This is a genomic window from Microvirga thermotolerans, from assembly GCF_009363855.1.
Classification (GTDB): Bacteria; Pseudomonadota; Alphaproteobacteria; order Rhizobiales; family Beijerinckiaceae; genus Microvirga; species Microvirga thermotolerans.
In genome coordinates, this window is sequence record NZ_CP045423.1 from 3,053,834 (window position 1) to 3,067,471 (window position 13,638).

The 13,638-nt window shown below is 65.7% G+C and carries 13 protein-coding genes; 8 read left to right on the forward strand and 5 right to left on the reverse strand.

The window, feature by feature from the left end:
- Positions 1-2: 2 nt before the first annotated feature.
- Both GDR74_RS14495 and GDR74_RS14500 read right to left on the reverse strand, forming a co-directional pair.
- Positions 3-1,046 carry an aldose epimerase family protein gene (locus GDR74_RS14495; protein WP_152586971.1) on the reverse strand — a complete coding sequence of 348 codons (1,044 nt, stop codon included), beginning with the start codon at positions 1,044-1,046 and terminating at the stop codon, positions 3-5.
- Positions 1,043-1,837, reverse strand: coding sequence for a DeoR/GlpR family DNA-binding transcription regulator (locus GDR74_RS14500; RefSeq protein ID WP_152586972.1), 795 nt, complete (start codon positions 1,835-1,837; stop codon positions 1,043-1,045). The genes GDR74_RS14495 and GDR74_RS14500 overlap by 4 nt, the downstream gene beginning before the upstream one ends.
- Positions 1,838-1,979: 142 nt before the next feature.
- Here GDR74_RS14500 and GDR74_RS14505 point away from each other — a divergent pair, with 142 nt between their 5' ends.
- From GDR74_RS14505 to GDR74_RS14535, 7 genes are all read left to right on the forward strand, one after another.
- Positions 1,980-2,789 (forward strand): HAD-IIB family hydrolase, encoded by an 810-nt coding sequence (locus GDR74_RS14505; RefSeq protein WP_152586973.1) that lies wholly within the window; start codon positions 1,980-1,982, stop codon positions 2,787-2,789.
- 180 nt (positions 2,790-2,969) lie between these two features.
- Positions 2,970-4,178, forward strand: coding sequence for an ABC transporter substrate-binding protein (locus GDR74_RS14510; protein WP_152586974.1), 1,209 nt, complete (start codon positions 2,970-2,972; stop codon positions 4,176-4,178).
- A gap of 124 nt (positions 4,179-4,302) precedes the next feature.
- Positions 4,303-5,061, forward strand: coding sequence for an ABC transporter ATP-binding protein (locus GDR74_RS14515; RefSeq protein WP_152587787.1), 759 nt, complete (start codon positions 4,303-4,305; stop codon positions 5,059-5,061).
- Entirely contained in the window at positions 5,054-5,758 is a 705-nt protein-coding gene (locus GDR74_RS14520) for an ABC transporter ATP-binding protein (RefSeq protein WP_152586975.1), read from the forward strand. Before GDR74_RS14515 ends, GDR74_RS14520 begins: the two co-directional genes overlap by 8 nt.
- 7 nt (positions 5,759-5,765) lie before the next feature.
- Entirely contained in the window at positions 5,766-6,653 is an 888-nt protein-coding gene (locus GDR74_RS14525) for a branched-chain amino acid ABC transporter permease (protein WP_152586976.1), read from the forward strand.
- A 44-nt stretch (positions 6,654-6,697) separates the two neighbouring features.
- A complete protein-coding gene (locus GDR74_RS14530; RefSeq protein ID WP_246180181.1) occupies positions 6,698-7,624 on the forward strand; it encodes a branched-chain amino acid ABC transporter permease in 927 nt (308 codons plus the stop codon).
- Between the two features lie 81 nt (positions 7,625-7,705).
- The gene (locus GDR74_RS14535; protein ID WP_152586977.1) at positions 7,706-9,337 is read left to right on the forward strand and encodes a GMC family oxidoreductase; all 1,632 of its coding nucleotides are present in this window, start codon (positions 7,706-7,708) and stop codon (positions 9,335-9,337) included.
- 46 nt (positions 9,338-9,383) lie between these two features.
- Here the strand turns inward: GDR74_RS14535 and GDR74_RS14540 are convergent, their stop codons facing one another.
- On the reverse strand, positions 9,384-10,469 hold the full coding sequence (locus GDR74_RS14540; protein WP_152586978.1) for a mannose-1-phosphate guanylyltransferase/mannose-6-phosphate isomerase: 1,086 nt from the start codon (positions 10,467-10,469) through the stop codon (positions 9,384-9,386).
- Positions 10,470-10,773: 304 nt separating this feature from the next.
- The gene (locus tag GDR74_RS14545) at positions 10,774-11,472 is read right to left on the reverse strand and encodes a LuxR C-terminal-related transcriptional regulator (RefSeq protein ID WP_194164549.1); all 699 of its coding nucleotides are present in this window, start codon (positions 11,470-11,472) and stop codon (positions 10,774-10,776) included.
- A 531-nt stretch (positions 11,473-12,003) separates the two neighbouring features.
- Between GDR74_RS14545 and GDR74_RS14550 the strand changes: the two genes are divergently transcribed.
- Complete coding sequence (locus GDR74_RS14550) at positions 12,004-12,258, forward strand: DUF6894 family protein (RefSeq protein WP_246179585.1); 255 nt, start codon at positions 12,004-12,006, stop codon at positions 12,256-12,258.
- A 423-nt stretch (positions 12,259-12,681) separates the two neighbouring features.
- Here the strand turns inward: GDR74_RS14550 and GDR74_RS14555 are convergent, their stop codons facing one another.
- On the reverse strand, positions 12,682-13,368 hold the full coding sequence (locus GDR74_RS14555) for a LuxR C-terminal-related transcriptional regulator (RefSeq protein ID WP_194164550.1): 687 nt from the start codon (positions 13,366-13,368) through the stop codon (positions 12,682-12,684).
- Positions 13,369-13,638: the final 270 nt, after the last annotated feature.

Below are 13,638 nucleotides of genomic sequence, written 5' to 3' on the forward strand. Positions count from 1 at the left end.
TTTCACGCGATGAGGAAGGGGATGCGCATCGTGTGCCTGTAGACCTCGCCGGGCCTGAGGAGAGCGGACGGGAAACAAGGCACGTTCGGGGAGTTGGGGAAGACCTGCGTCTCCAGGGCGAAGCCCGCATGCTTGCCGTAAGCTGCGCCGCCCTTGCCCACGGCCGGCAGGTTTGCGAAATGATTGGCCGTGTAGAGCTGCACGCCCGGTTGATCGGTCCAGATCTCGAGCGCCCGGCCGGAAGCGGGATCGCAGGCCCGCGCCGCGCGGCGCAGGGTGCCGCCGGCGCCGGTCAGGCAGAAGTTGTGGTCGTAGCCGCCCTCCGGCAGCTGCGCGCGGTCCTCGAAGAAAGCGCCGATGGGCCTCTCCTGCCCGAAGTCGAATGCGGTGCCCGTCACCGGCGCGAGGACGCCGGTCGGAATCTTGTCGGGACCGACCGGGGTATAACGATCCGCATCGATGGCGAGAAGCTGGTCGCGCACGGAGCCCGCGCCGTGACCGGCCAGGTTCCAGTAGCCGTGGAAGGCCATGTTGACGACGGTCGGTTTGTCGGTCGTCGCCTCCATGACGATCTCGAGAGCCGGCTCGTCGAGCAGGCGATAGGTGACGGCGGCGGCGACGGCACCGGGATAACCTTCGTCGCCGTCCGGGCGGTGAAGCGTCAGGCGCACCGCGCATCCTGCGCCGTCGGGCTCCGCGTTCCAGACCCGCTTGCTGAAACCCTTGAAGCCTCCGTGCAGATGGTTCGGAGGCTCGTTCTGCGAGAGCTGGAAGACCTGTCCGTCCACAGTGATGCGACCGTCCGCGATGCGGTTGGCATAGCGGCCGCAGACGGCTCCCGCGGAGCCACGGAATCGCAGATACGATTCGAGGTCGTCATAGCCGAGGGCGATATCCTCCGTGCGACCCGAGCGGTCGGGAACGTGCATTTCGCTCAGGACGGCACCGTACGTGACGACCCGGGCGCGGAGACTTCCGCGTTCGAGATCGAAAGCCTCGACAGCCTGCCCGTCGATCTCTCCGAAGACGGTCCTGTGAACGCTCATGCCGTCCCTTCCTCCCTGTTCGCCGCATGGACGGCGACCCCGTTCGTTGCCAGTTTCTCCGCCAGCGCAGCGTCCGGAGGGCGGTCCGCGACGATAGCGGACAGGGACTTCAGCGGGCAAACGATCTCGAAGTGCCGCCGCCCGAACTTGGTGGAATCGATCAGGAGCATGCGGCGGTCGGAACGCTCCAGCATGGCGCGCTTCACCGCGCAGGCCTCCGCTTCGACGTCGGTCGGACCTTCCGCCGTCAGGCCGCTGGCGCCGATGAAGACGAGATCGGCGAAGAACCTGCGCAGGAACCCGCAGGTCTCGGAGCCGTAGACGCCCCGCTCCCGCGCAACGGCCTCGCCCGGACAGAACATCACGCGCGCGTTCCCGGACCGCATGAACGCCTCCGCGACCGCAAACCCGTTCGTGACGACGGTGATCCGCTCGTCCCTGGCGGCCAGGGCCTGGGCGAAGCGCGCCGCGGTGGACCCGGAATCGATCATCACCACATGCCCCGGCTTCACGAAACCTGAGGCGAGACGGGCGACGGCGTCGCGCTCCGCCACCGCCTCCGTGTCCCGGCCGGAAAAGTCCGGCTGAAGGCCGAGCTGGCGCCCGGCCGCGCCGCCATAGGTGCGGCTGACGAGACCGCGGCGGGTGAGTTCCTCGATGTCGCGCCGCACGGTTTCGGCGGAGACCCCGAGCCGTTGCGCAAGGGCGGAGGTCCGGACCGTCGGGCTGAGGGCGAGTTCGGCCACGATCAGGCTCTGGCGCGCCGCCTTTTTTCCTGCAGACAGAGTCATTGCGGGTCTCTCCCGGTCCCGGCAGAATGTTGAAAGGCAGTCAGGCCTTGTGGAACATACCACATCATTTTGCTTGATCCGCCAAGTTGCGGCTTCTACCTTCCCGGAACTCCCCTGCCGCGCCCCTCCGCCGAAGCCTTCCATGAGACCGCTCTCCGACCTTCCCCTCGATCTTGCCCGTTCCGTCCGCGTCGTCCTGTCCGACATCGACGATACGATCACCAGCGAGGGCATGCTGACCGCCTCGGCCTATGCCGCCCTGGAGGCCCTGCACCGGGCCGGCTTCATCGTGATTCCCGTGACGGGTCGGCCTGCGGGCTGGTGCGACCACATCGCCCGCATGTGGCCCGTGGACGCTGTGGTCGGCGAGAACGGCGCCTTCTACTTCCGGTACGACCGCCCCGCCCGGAAGATGCATCAGCACTTCTGGGCAAGCGCCGAGGAGCGCCAGGAGAACCGCGCCCGGCTCGACGCCATCGAGAAGGAGGTCCTGGCCACCGTTCCCGGCGCTGCCCTCGCGAGCGACCAGGCCTACCGGGTGGCGGACCTCGCCATCGACTTCTGCGAGGACGTGCCGCCCCTGCCCGAGCAGGAGGTGGACCGGATCGTCGCCATCTTCGAGCGGGCCGGAGCCCAGGCCAAGGTCAGCTCGATTCACGTGAACGGGTGGTTCGGTGCCTACGACAAGCTGAGCATGGCGAAGATCCTGCTCGCCGACGTGTTCGGCCTCGACTGGGACGCCGCGCGCCGGAGCGTCGTCTATGCGGGGGATTCGCCGAACGACGAGCCCATGTTCGCGGCTTTTCCCCTGAGCGTCGGCGTCGCCAACATCAGCGCGTTCTCCCACCGGCTGAGGCACAAGCCAGCCTACATCACCGCCGCCCATTCCGGCGACGGCTTCGCCGAGCTCGCCGCCCTTCTGCTCCGTGCGAAGGACGGGACCGGCGCCTGAGGCGCCCCCCGCCCGTCGGCACGGGCCGAGGCCATCTCCGACTTAAGAATGAATCTCGGCCGTATTGTAGCTCGCAAAAGTCCCTTTACCTTTCCTTGACCGCTGCCCCGGGTGGTTTCACCATGCGGGCATAACAGACCCGGCGCAGCCGGGCGGCGCAACAGAGAGGGAAGGAAGCCCATGGGCGTTCTCAAGAAGGTTCTTTTCGCTTTGAGCTGCACCGTGCTGGCGCAATCGGCCCATGCACAGCAGGTTTCCGACAACGTGGTCAAGATCGGCATCCTGAACGACCAGTCGGGCGTCTATGCCGATTTCGGCGGCAAGTCCTCGGTCGAGGCGGCCCGCATGGCGGTGGAGGATTTCGGCGGCAAGGTGCTCGGCGCCCCGATCGAGATCGTCAACGCGGACCATCAGAACAAGCCTGACGTTGCGTCCAGCATCGCCCGGCAATGGTACGACACCGAGAAGGTCGACGCGATCATGGAGCTGACGACCTCCTCCGTCGCCCTGGCGGTCCAGGGCCTGTCGAAGGAGAAGAAGAAGATCAACATCGTCACCGGCGCGGCCACCACGGACCTCACCGGCAAGCAGTGCTCGCCCTACGGCTTCCACTGGGCCTACGACACCCACGCCCTCGCGGTCGGCACCGGCGGGGCGCTGGTGCAGAACGGCGGCAACAAGTGGTTCTTCCTGACCGCGGACTATGCCTTCGGCTATTCGCTTGAGGAGGAGACGTCCAAGTTCGTGAAGGCGAAGGGCGGCCAGGTGCTCGGCTCGGTCCGCCACCCGCTCAGCACCAACGACTTCTCCTCGTTCCTGCTCCAGGCGCAGAGCTCGGGCGCCAACGTGATCGGTCTGGCGAACGCGGGCCTCGATACGTCCAATGCGATCAAGCAGGCTTCCGAATTCGGCATCACCCAGGGCGGGCAGCGCCTCGCGGCCCTGCTCTTCACCCTTGCGGAGGTGCGCGGGCTCGGCCTGAAGGCCGCGCAGGGCCTGACGCTGACGGAAGGCTGGTACTGGGACCAGAGCGACGAGAACCGTGCCTTCGCCAAGCGCTTCATGGACCGCACGGGCCGAATGCCCAACATGATCCACGTGGGGACCTATTCGTCGGTGCTGCAATATCTCAAGGCCATCCAGAAGGCCGGCACGGATGCGACCGAGCCGGTGGCCAAGGCCCTGCACGAGATGCCGGTGGAGGACGTCTTCGCCAAGAAGGGGAAAGTGCTTCCCAACGGCCGCATGGTCTACGACATGTATCTCTTCCAGGTGAAGAAGCCGGAGGAGAGCAAGAGCGAGTGGGACATGTACAAGCAGCTCGCCAAGGTTCCGGGAGACGATGCCTTCCTGAAGGCCTCGGAGAGCGGCTGCCAGCTGACCCAGTGATCACCTGTCCCGCAGCGTGGGGGGACGGCACGGCCGCCCCCTCCACCGCATCGAGGCGGCCGCCCGCGCAGCCGGGCCGCCGCCCGAAGTACGAGTTCATCCTCGTGGAGCGAGCGACCGCATGATGGCCAGCGCCACGCCCATCCTGAGCGCCACCGGGATCACCATGGAGTTCCGCGGCTTCGTCGCCGTAAAGGACGTGACTCTCTCCATCCGTGAGGGAACCGTCCATGCGCTGATCGGCCCCAACGGCGCGGGGAAGACCACGGTTTTCAACATGCTCACGAAGTTCCTGACGCCGACCCGCGGCAGGATCGAGTTTCGCGGGCGGGACATCACCGCCCTGAAGCCTGCGGAGGTCGCGCGTCTCGGCCTCGTGCGCTCGTTCCAGATCTCGGCGGTGTTCCCGCACCTGACGGTTCTCGACAATGTGCGCGTGGCCCTGCAGCGCCCGTCCCGTCTCGCGACGCAGTTCTGGCGCTCGTCGGACGTCCTCTCCCGCCTCGACGACAGGGCCCTCGAGCTGATCGATGCGGTCAACCTCTCTCCTTATGCGCACCTGCCGGCGGTCGAGCTTTCCTATGGCCGCAAGCGCGCGCTCGAGATCGCGACCACGCTCGCCCTCGACCCGACCATGCTGCTCCTCGACGAGCCCATGGCGGGCATGGGGCACGAGGACATCGGCCGCATCTCCGACCTCATCCGCCGCATCGCCAAGGGCCGCACGATCCTCATGGTCGAGCACAACCTGCATGTGGTCGAAGACCTGTGCGACAGGGTGACGGTTCTCGCGCGCGGCGAGATCCTGGCGGATGGAAGCTACGACGAGGTGAGCGCCGATCCGCGGGTGCGGGAGGCCTACATGGGGACGGAGCATGAGTGACCCCCTTCTCGAGGTCCGCGCCCTGAACGCCTGGTACGGCGAGAGCCACGTCCTGCACGGGGTCGATCTCGACATCCACGAGGGAGAGACCGTGACCCTCCTCGGCCGCAACGGCGCCGGGAAGACGACGACGCTTCGCGCCATCATGGGCATCCTGCGGCGGCGCGAGGGCGCGATCAGGCTGCGTGGACGGGACCTGCTCGCCCTGCCCCTGCACAAGGTGGCGCAGGCGGGCGTCGGCTACGTGCCGGAGGAGCGCGGAATCTTCGCGAGCCTGAGCGTGGAGGAGAACCTCACCCTGCCGCCGCAGGTGGCCGAGGGAGGGATGAGCGTCGAGGAGATCTACAGCCTCTTCCCGAACCTGCACGAGCGGCGCCACAGCCAGGGCACGAAGCTCTCCGGCGGCGAGCAGCAGATGCTCGCCATCGCCCGCGTGCTGCGGACGGGCGCGCGCCTGATCCTTCTCGACGAGCCGACCGAAGGGCTCGCGCCGGTCATCGTCCAGCGGATCGGCGACGTTCTCGTGGCCCTCAAGAAGCGCGGCATGACCATCCTGCTCGTGGAGCAGAATTTCCGCTTCGCCCGCAAGGTGGCGGACCGGTTCTACCTGATGGAGGACGGACGCATGGTGAATTCGTTCCCCGGGCACGAGCTCGATGCCCACATGGACGAGCTCCAGGACGTGCTCGGGGTGTGAGGGCAAGATGAGCACGATCTTCGGCATTCCCGCTCCGGCGCTCTACGGGCAGATCCTCATCGGCCTCATCAACGGCTCGTTCTATGCCCTGCTCAGCCTCGGGCTGGCCGTGATCTTCGGCCTTCTGCGCGTCATCAACTTCGCCCATGGCGCGCAGTACATGCTCGGCGCCTTCGTGGCCTACGGGCTCCTCAACTATCTCGGCATCGGCTACTGGCCGTCCCTGGTTCTCGCACCTCTCATCGTGGGCGTGACGGCGATCGCCATCGAGCGCACCATGCTGAGCCGTCTCTACGGGCTCGATCCCCTCTACGGGCTTCTCCTCACCTTCGGCCTGGCGCTCATCTTCGAGGGTGCCTTCCGCTACTGGTTCGGCACCTCGGGCAAGCCCTATGCCCCGCCGCAGCAGCTCACCGGCGCGCTCAATCTCGGCTTCATGTTCCTGCCGATCTATCGCGGCTGGGTCGTCGTCGCCTCCCTGGCGGTGTGCCTCGGCACATGGCTTCTGATCGAGAAGACCCGCCTCGGGGCGTATCTGCGCGCCGCGACCGAGAACGCCACCCTCGTGCAGGCCTTCGGCGTGAACGTCCCGCGCCTCCTGACCCTCACCTACGGCCTCGGCGCCGCCCTGGCGGCGCTCGCCGGCGTCCTGGCCGCTCCGATCTACCAGGTGAGTCCGCTGATGGGCTCCAATCTCATCATCATCGTCTTCGCCGTCGTGGTCGTCGGCGGAATGGGCTCGATCCTCGGCGCCATCGTCACCGGCTATGTGCTCGGCGTTCTGGAAGGACTGACGAAGGTGTTCTACCCCGAGGCATCGAGCATCGTGATATTCGTCGTCATGGCCCTCGTCCTGCTCGTCCGGCCGGCGGGGCTCTTCGGACGGGAGGCTTGAGGAACGTGAAGGTCCAGTCGCAGGCTCTCGAGAGACGGGACGGGGTGCGGATCCCCGTCAAGGTCTTTGCCGCCCTCGCCCTCGTCGGGCTCCTGGCGGCGCCCTTCGCGTTCTATCCCGTCTTCCTGATGAGCGTGCTCTGCTTCGCGCTCTTCGCCTGCGCCTTCAACCTGCTGATCGGCTATGTGGGCCTCCTCTCCTTCGGCCATGCCACCTTCTTCGGAGGCGCGGCCTATTTCACGGCGCATGCGGTGAAGGTGTGGGGCTGGGACCCGCTGGCGGGAATTCTTCTCGGCGCCTGCGGGGCTGCGGCCCTGGGGCTCGTCGTCGGGTTCCTCGCCATCCGTCGCCAGGGCATCTACTTCGCGATGATCACCCTCGCCCTCGGTCAGATGTTCGCGTTCATCTGCCTGCAGGTTCCCTTCACCCACGGCGAGGACGGCATCCAGGGCGTGCCGCGCGGGCGGCTGCTCGGGCTGCTCGACCTGAACGAGCCGCTCGCGATGTACTATGTCACCCTCGCGATCTTCCTCTTCGGGTTCTTCGCCGTCTGGCGCATCGTGAACTCGCCCTTCGGCAACATCCTGAAGGCGATCCGCGAGAACGAGCGCCGCGCCGTGTCCCTCGGCTACCGTGTCGAACGCTACAAGCTCGGCGCCTTCGTCATGTCGGCCGCTCTGGCAGGTCTGGCGGGAGGCACCAAGGCCATCGTGTTCCAGTTCGCGACGCTGACCGACGTTCAGTGGCAGATGTCGGGCGAAGTGATCCTCATGACGCTTCTGGGAGGCATCGGAACCCTGATCGGCCCCGTCGTCGGCGCCGCCTTCGTGATTACGCTCCAGAACTATCTCGCCACGTTCGACTTCCCCGTGACGGTTCTGATCGGCATCATCTTCGTGGTCTGCGTGCTGGTCTTCCGCCGCGGGATCGCCGGCGAGGCCATGGAAGCGCTCAGGCGCAGGAGTCTTTGAAGTCGTCCCGGATCAGGCGGGAACCGGCTTTCCGTCCGGGATTGCGTGAATGAGCCGGATCGCATCCGTCGAGACCGAGCCATGTCAGACAGCGACACATTCGATTACGTCATCGTCGGCGGCGGATCCGCCGGCTGCGTTCTCGCCAATCGCCTTTCCGCCGACCGGCGCCGCACCGTGTGCCTTCTGGAAGCGGGAGGGCGGGACAACTGGATCTGGTTCCACATCCCCGTCGGGTACCTCTTCGCCATCGGCAATCCGCGCTCCGACTGGATGTTCAAGACCGAACCGGAGCCCGGCCTGAACGGCCGCGTCCTGAACTACCCGCGCGGAAAGGTGCTCGGCGGCTCCTCGGCCATCAACGCCATGATCTACATGCGCGGCCAGCGCGAGGATTACGACGGCTGGCGCCAGATGGGCCTTCGCGGCTGGGGATGGGAGGACGTGAAGCCGATCTTCCGCCGTCACGAGGATCATTATCTCGGCGAGGGCGAGCACCACGGGGTGGGAGGCGAGTGGCGGATCGAGGCTCCGCGCGTGCGCTGGGACATCCTCGACGCCTTCATCGAAGCCGCGGTCGAAGCCGGCATTCCCCGCACGAGCGACTTCAACACCGGGGACAACGAGGGCATCGGCTATTTCCAGGTGAACCAGAAGAACGGGCGCCGGTGGTCGGCGGCCCGCGGCTTCCTCAAGCCCGCGCTCACCCGGCCGAACCTCTCCGTCGAGATCGAGGCGCAGGCGACGCGGATCCTCTTCGAGGGCAGGCGCGCGGTCGGCGTGGAGTTCATGCGGGGCGGCACGCGGCGACAGGTCCGGGCACGGCGCGAGGTGATCGTCTCCACGGGCGCGGTCGTCACGCCGCAGCTCCTCCAGCTCTCCGGAATCGGCGACGGGAATCTCCTGCAGCAGCACGGCATCCCCGTCGTGCACCACGCGCCCGGCGTGGGCGCCAACCTGCAGGACCATCTCCAGCTGCGCCCGATCTATCGCGTCCACGGCGTTCGCACGCTCAACGAGGACTACCGCTCGCTGATCCGCAAAGGGCACATGGCGCTGGAATACGCGCTCTTCCGCCGGGGCCCGTTGACCATGGCGCCCTCGCAGCTCGGCGCCTTCACGCGCTCCTCGCCGCGCTACGCGACGCCCAATCTCCAGTTCCACATCCAGCCCCTCTCCCTCGACAAGTTCGGAGAGGAGCCGCACCCCTTCCCCGCCTTCACGGCGAGCGTCTGCAACCTCCGCCCGACGAGCCGCGGCAGCATCCAGCTCCGCGGTCCCGATCCCCTGACGCCGCCGGTCATCAGGCTCAACTCCCTGACAACCGAGGAGGATGAGCAGGTCGCGGTCGACGCCCTGCGCCTGGTCAGGCGCATCGTCTCGATGCCGGCGCTCGGCAGGTACCGTCCCGAAGAATACAAGCCCGGCGGAGAACTGACGACGGACCGGGAGTTGCTTCAGGGCGCGCGCGAGATCGGGACCACGATCTTCCACCCGGTCGGCACTGCGAAGATGGGCGTGGAGAGCGATCCCATGGCCGTGACGGACGAGCGGCTTCGCGTGCGGGGCATCGAAGGGCTGCGCGTCGTGGATGCCTCCATCATGCCCACGATCACCAGCGGGAACACTAACTCGCCGACCATCATGATCGCCGAGAAAGGGGCCATGATGATCCTCGAGGACGAAGGCGCCGGAGCCTCGGCGGCCGCATAGGGCATTTCCAGGATCGGCCGTTCCCCGTCCGCTCCCCGTCCGCCGCTCACGAAGGCCGGCCGTCGGCTTCGCGCCCTCCGCCGTCCATCTCTTCGGCGAGCCCCCTCACCTCCTGGCCCGCGCGGCGGTCCGCCACGAGCACGGCGTCTGGCGTGGCAACGACGATCAGGTCCTCCACGCCGAGCGTCGCCACGAAGGGACCCTCCGAGCGGACGTAGCTGCCCCTGGTATCCCGCGCGACGACGTTTCCGAGAAGAACGTTGTTCCTCGCGTCCTTGTTCTCCCGCTCCCAAAGGGCCGACCAGGTCCCCATGTCCCGCCACCGGAACGCCGCTTCCACCATAACCGCCCTGTCCGTCCTTTCGAGGACGGCCCGATCCACCGAGACATGCCGTGCCTGCGCATAGGCGTCGCCATCGAGCCGAATGAAGTCGAGGTCGACCGTCGAGCGCGAGACCGCATTCCGGCAAGCCCGCAGCAGGTCGGGCTCGTGCCGCGCGAGTTCCTGGAGGAAGGCCTGCGCCGGCAGGAGAAAGATCCCGCTGTTCCATAGATGATCTCCGGACCGGAGGTATCTCTCCGCCGTCGCCCTGTCGGGCTTTTCCTCGAACGCGGCGACCCTGCGCACCGCCGCATCCCATTCCAGGGAGCGGCCCAGGCGGGCATAACCGAATCCCGTCTCCGGCGCCGCCGGCGCGAGACCGAACAGGACGAGATGCCCCGCGCGCGCCGCCGGGAGGCCCTTTGCGACGTCAGCATGGAAAGCATCCGCGTCCGGAATGAGATGGTCCGTCGGCATGACGAGAAGCACGGCCTCCGGATCGCGGCGGCCGGCGATCAGCGCCGCGGCCGCGACTGCGGGACCGGTGCCGCGCGGACAGGGCTCCAGGACGATGCGCGCTCCTGCTCCCACGGCCTGCATCTGCTCGGCGACGGCGAAGCGGTGGTCGGCTTGGGCCATCACCAGGGGCTCTCCGTAGAGGGCGTTCCCCTGGACGCGCCGCGCCGTCTGTTGCAGCAGGGTTTCGTCACCGATCAGGCACAGGAGCTGTTTGGGACGATGCGGACGCGAGAGAGGCCAGAGCCGGCAGCCCGATCCGCCGGACAGGAGAACGGGAGTGACTGGACTCATGAGTGCTCGAACGCTCCTGGCTCCCGGTCCATGCCTCGGAACGAAGCGAGGAGCACGGACGAAGACCAAGCCTAGCGTTGCAGGCGAGGAAAGGGCACTGATCGAACGGAGGGGCAATTCCAAGCAAGGCCGAGCGGCTCCCTCCCGCCGCGCACATCGGCAACTCGTCGCGCCGGAGAACGCGTGAAGCGGGAAATCCCGGCCTCGCCTCTGACGACGCAGCGGACGAAGGCGAGACCTTACGGCGCCGCCGACAGGGGCCGGGGCGGGCGGGGAACCGCCGCCCCGCTGGAACGGCCCTGGATCAGTGGCGGCCGTCGAGCCCGGCGGAGTGGTCGCCGGGGCGCAGGTGGCTGGCGGCCCAGATGGCGGCCTGGGTCCTGTTTTTCGCCCGGATCTTGCGAAGGATGGCCTTCACGTGGACCTTCACCGTCGCTTCCGTGATGTCGAACTTGCGCGCGATGATCTTGTTGGAATCGCCCTGCATGAGGCAGCGCAGGATCACCGTCTCCCGCACCGAGAGGCCCCGTTTGCCGAGCTTGCTTCCGGCCTCCATCAGGATCTCGTCCGGATTCTCCGGCTGCTCCTCGATCTCGGTCGCCGGACCATGGACGAGCCCGAGGATCGAGGCCGGGTATATGGCCTCGCCGAGCATGACGAGATCGAGAGACTTGGTGAGGACCTCACAGGAAACCGATTTGACGAGATAGGCATCGACACCGGCCTGGAAGGCGGACAGAATCTCTTTCAGGTCATACTCGTCCACCAGGACGACGACTTTCGCGGAGCCATGCTCCGCCTTCAGTTGCCGGATCTGCCGGAAGACCTCCTCGTGGCCGGCACCGGCACTGACGATCAGGATGAAGGGCCTGTCGGGCGCTCCATAGGAGCGGATGTCGGAGAAACCTGAGCAGGAGGCAATCACGCTGAATCGGGTTCCCGCCAGGATGCGTTTCAGCCCTTCCCGCAGCAGCGTGTTGGGCTCGACGAGCAAGGCGGGCACGGGCTCGGTGTCGGATTTGACCGTTGCATCCCAATCTCCGCGAAGCTGGGCGTCCGAAATCTGTGAGAATGCCTCACCAGGGACCAAGCCGTCCAAATTGGACAAGCCATCGCAACCGTAGTTCTTCCTCATTGCCTGCTTCTCTGACCTAGCCCCCGGACAGTTCAGCACCTGTTTTCTTTGTATCTCCCACGTAAGAAAGCTAACCCATCTTCCTCAACGGCAAAATAGGCCGTCAGCACTTATCGTCTCTTGGGACGTAGTTTGTTCTATTTTTGCAAAGTGTCTCTTGAGCAATTATTTCCTGAATGCGCTTCAGACCTGCATCGGTGCAAACGAGCCGAGGCGCGAAGTCGCCGGCAAGAACGGCGTCGAGACGCGTGTCGGAACAAGTGATTCGCCGGGAACTCACCCTTGAGGGTAGTTTGCCGCCGTCCGGCGATTTAGAACCTAGACATCGGTTCTGCGCACCTTTAGACAATTCACGGTCGGCGTTTCAAGGTCCCGCGAATCCAACAAAGTCTACATAAAATGCAGATGGAGCCGATACCGGTCATCATGAGGTGCTACTTCAATCTCATCGATGGTTATGAGCGCATCCTGGACTTGGATGGGATTGAGGTTTCGGACCTTGAGCAGGCGCGGCTCCAGGCCATCAAGGCCATCGAGGAGCTTCTCGAGGAAGACGAGGGAATTTCCGAGGACTGGCACAGTTGGACGCTTGAAGTCACGAACGAGGACGGAAAGATCCTATTCTCGATTCCGCTCTATGGAATCCTTCACTGAAGCGTTGCCCGCCCGGCACCGCCCCTGGGCGTCGATCAGCCGCCTCAGCATCCTTTGAACGTGCTCCTTGACCACGTCCTTCTTGGTCATGTCATTGCCGGGGTTGGAACGGCTCTTGCCGGAAGCCATGAAACCAGCCTCCCCTGAAGCAACAAACCGGAGCGCCCCGAGGGAATGCGTGAGACGCTCGCACCGGCAGGCGGTGAATGCAGGCTCCAGGGGTCGTCTTGAGGGGTCGTCTTGCGCGAACGCATCCGACGGCTCGCCGTCATGACCGATGGATAGCCCGCCGCCACTGTCCTCGCCCGCGGTTCCCCCCAAGACGACGACACTGCCGGAATTGGACGGTTCGGCCGGCCATGAGACGCCTCACACCCGGCCGTTTCTCATCCGCTGCAACGGGGTGCAGCGGCTCGATTGCGTTCAGGACGGCAACGAGGCGGAGTTGTCGTGAGCCTCGTTCGAGAAATGCGTGACGGCCCACATGGCGGCCTGAGTCCGGTTGGTGACGCGGATCTTGCGCAGGATGGCCTTCACATGCACCTTCACCGTCGCTTCGGCGACATCGAGCTTGCGTGCAATCATCTTGTTCGGAGCTCCCTCCATCAGGCAGTGGAGGATCTCCGCCTCACGGGCCGAGAGCATCCGGCTCGGCGCGCTCGACGCGATGACCTGCATGCGCTGAGCGTCGGCCGCCGAGTAGAAGCGCGGCGGCGGAGATGCCTCCTCACCTCGCTCCGAAAGAGCGGTGATGACCATGGCCGCCGGGAAGACCTTCTCCCCCAGCATCACCAGGTCCAGATACTTGACCAGGGTCTCGCATCCGATCGTCGCCAGGCAGTAACCGTCGGCCCCTGCATTGAGGGTGGCCGTCATGCCGCCCATGTCGAAGCTCTCGGACAGGACGACGATGCGAGCGGCCGGAGCACGCGTTTTCAGATCCCGAATGACGTCGGCAGTACGTTCGTGATGAAGATTCTCATCGAGAATGAGCAGAGCTTCCGATTCGCGGGAGAGCCGTGCCAGAACCCCACCCTCGTCGGCGGCTTCCTCCGGACTGACCCGGTAGCGCGTGGAAGACAGAATGTGACGAATTCCTTCGCGGGCCATGGCACTCCTGCAAGCCAGGAATGTGGTGACGGGCAATGAGTTCTGAGGCATACCGCTACATCCCTTTTTGCAGTTAACGCGAAAATTATACAATTCATGTTTCGTTAAGCATTAAGGCAAAGGAGGTAAAATTACCGCTTCGGAGGTAATTTCAATATCGTCCGATGCGCAGAATAAAAATCCTAATTTCCTTCGCAGAACGACTGTCGATTCCCAGTTTTACATCGCTCAACCTGTCTCCGACACGTTGTAATGGATCGGCTTGGCGCT

Excerpts from the sequence above, each read along its gene's own strand:
- GDR74_RS14495 (WP_152586971.1), bottom strand. The coding sequence starts at position 1,046 with ATGAGCGTTCACAGGACCGTCTTCGGAGAGATCGACGGGCAGGCTGTC.
- GDR74_RS14515 (WP_152587787.1), top strand. The coding sequence starts at position 4,303 with ATGGCCAGCGCCACGCCCATCCTGAGCGCCACCGGGATCACCATGGAG.
- GDR74_RS14525 (WP_152586976.1), top strand. The coding sequence starts at position 5,766 with ATGAGCACGATCTTCGGCATTCCCGCTCCGGCGCTCTACGGGCAGATC.
- GDR74_RS14510 (WP_152586974.1), top strand. The coding sequence starts at position 2,970 with ATGGGCGTTCTCAAGAAGGTTCTTTTCGCTTTGAGCTGCACCGTGCTG.
- GDR74_RS14550 (WP_246179585.1), top strand. The coding sequence starts at position 12,004 with ATGCAGATGGAGCCGATACCGGTCATCATGAGGTGCTACTTCAATCTC.
- GDR74_RS14540 (WP_152586978.1), bottom strand. The coding sequence starts at position 10,469 with ATGAGTCCAGTCACTCCCGTTCTCCTGTCCGGCGGATCGGGCTGCCGG.
- GDR74_RS14555 (WP_194164550.1), bottom strand. The coding sequence starts at position 13,368 with ATGGCCCGCGAAGGAATTCGTCACATTCTGTCTTCCACGCGCTACCGG.
- GDR74_RS14505 (WP_152586973.1), top strand. The coding sequence starts at position 1,980 with ATGAGACCGCTCTCCGACCTTCCCCTCGATCTTGCCCGTTCCGTCCGC.
- GDR74_RS14520 (WP_152586975.1), top strand. The coding sequence starts at position 5,054 with ATGAGTGACCCCCTTCTCGAGGTCCGCGCCCTGAACGCCTGGTACGGC.
- GDR74_RS14500 (WP_152586972.1), bottom strand. The coding sequence starts at position 1,837 with ATGACTCTGTCTGCAGGAAAAAAGGCGGCGCGCCAGAGCCTGATCGTG.
- GDR74_RS14535 (WP_152586977.1), top strand. The coding sequence starts at position 7,706 with ATGTCAGACAGCGACACATTCGATTACGTCATCGTCGGCGGCGGATCC.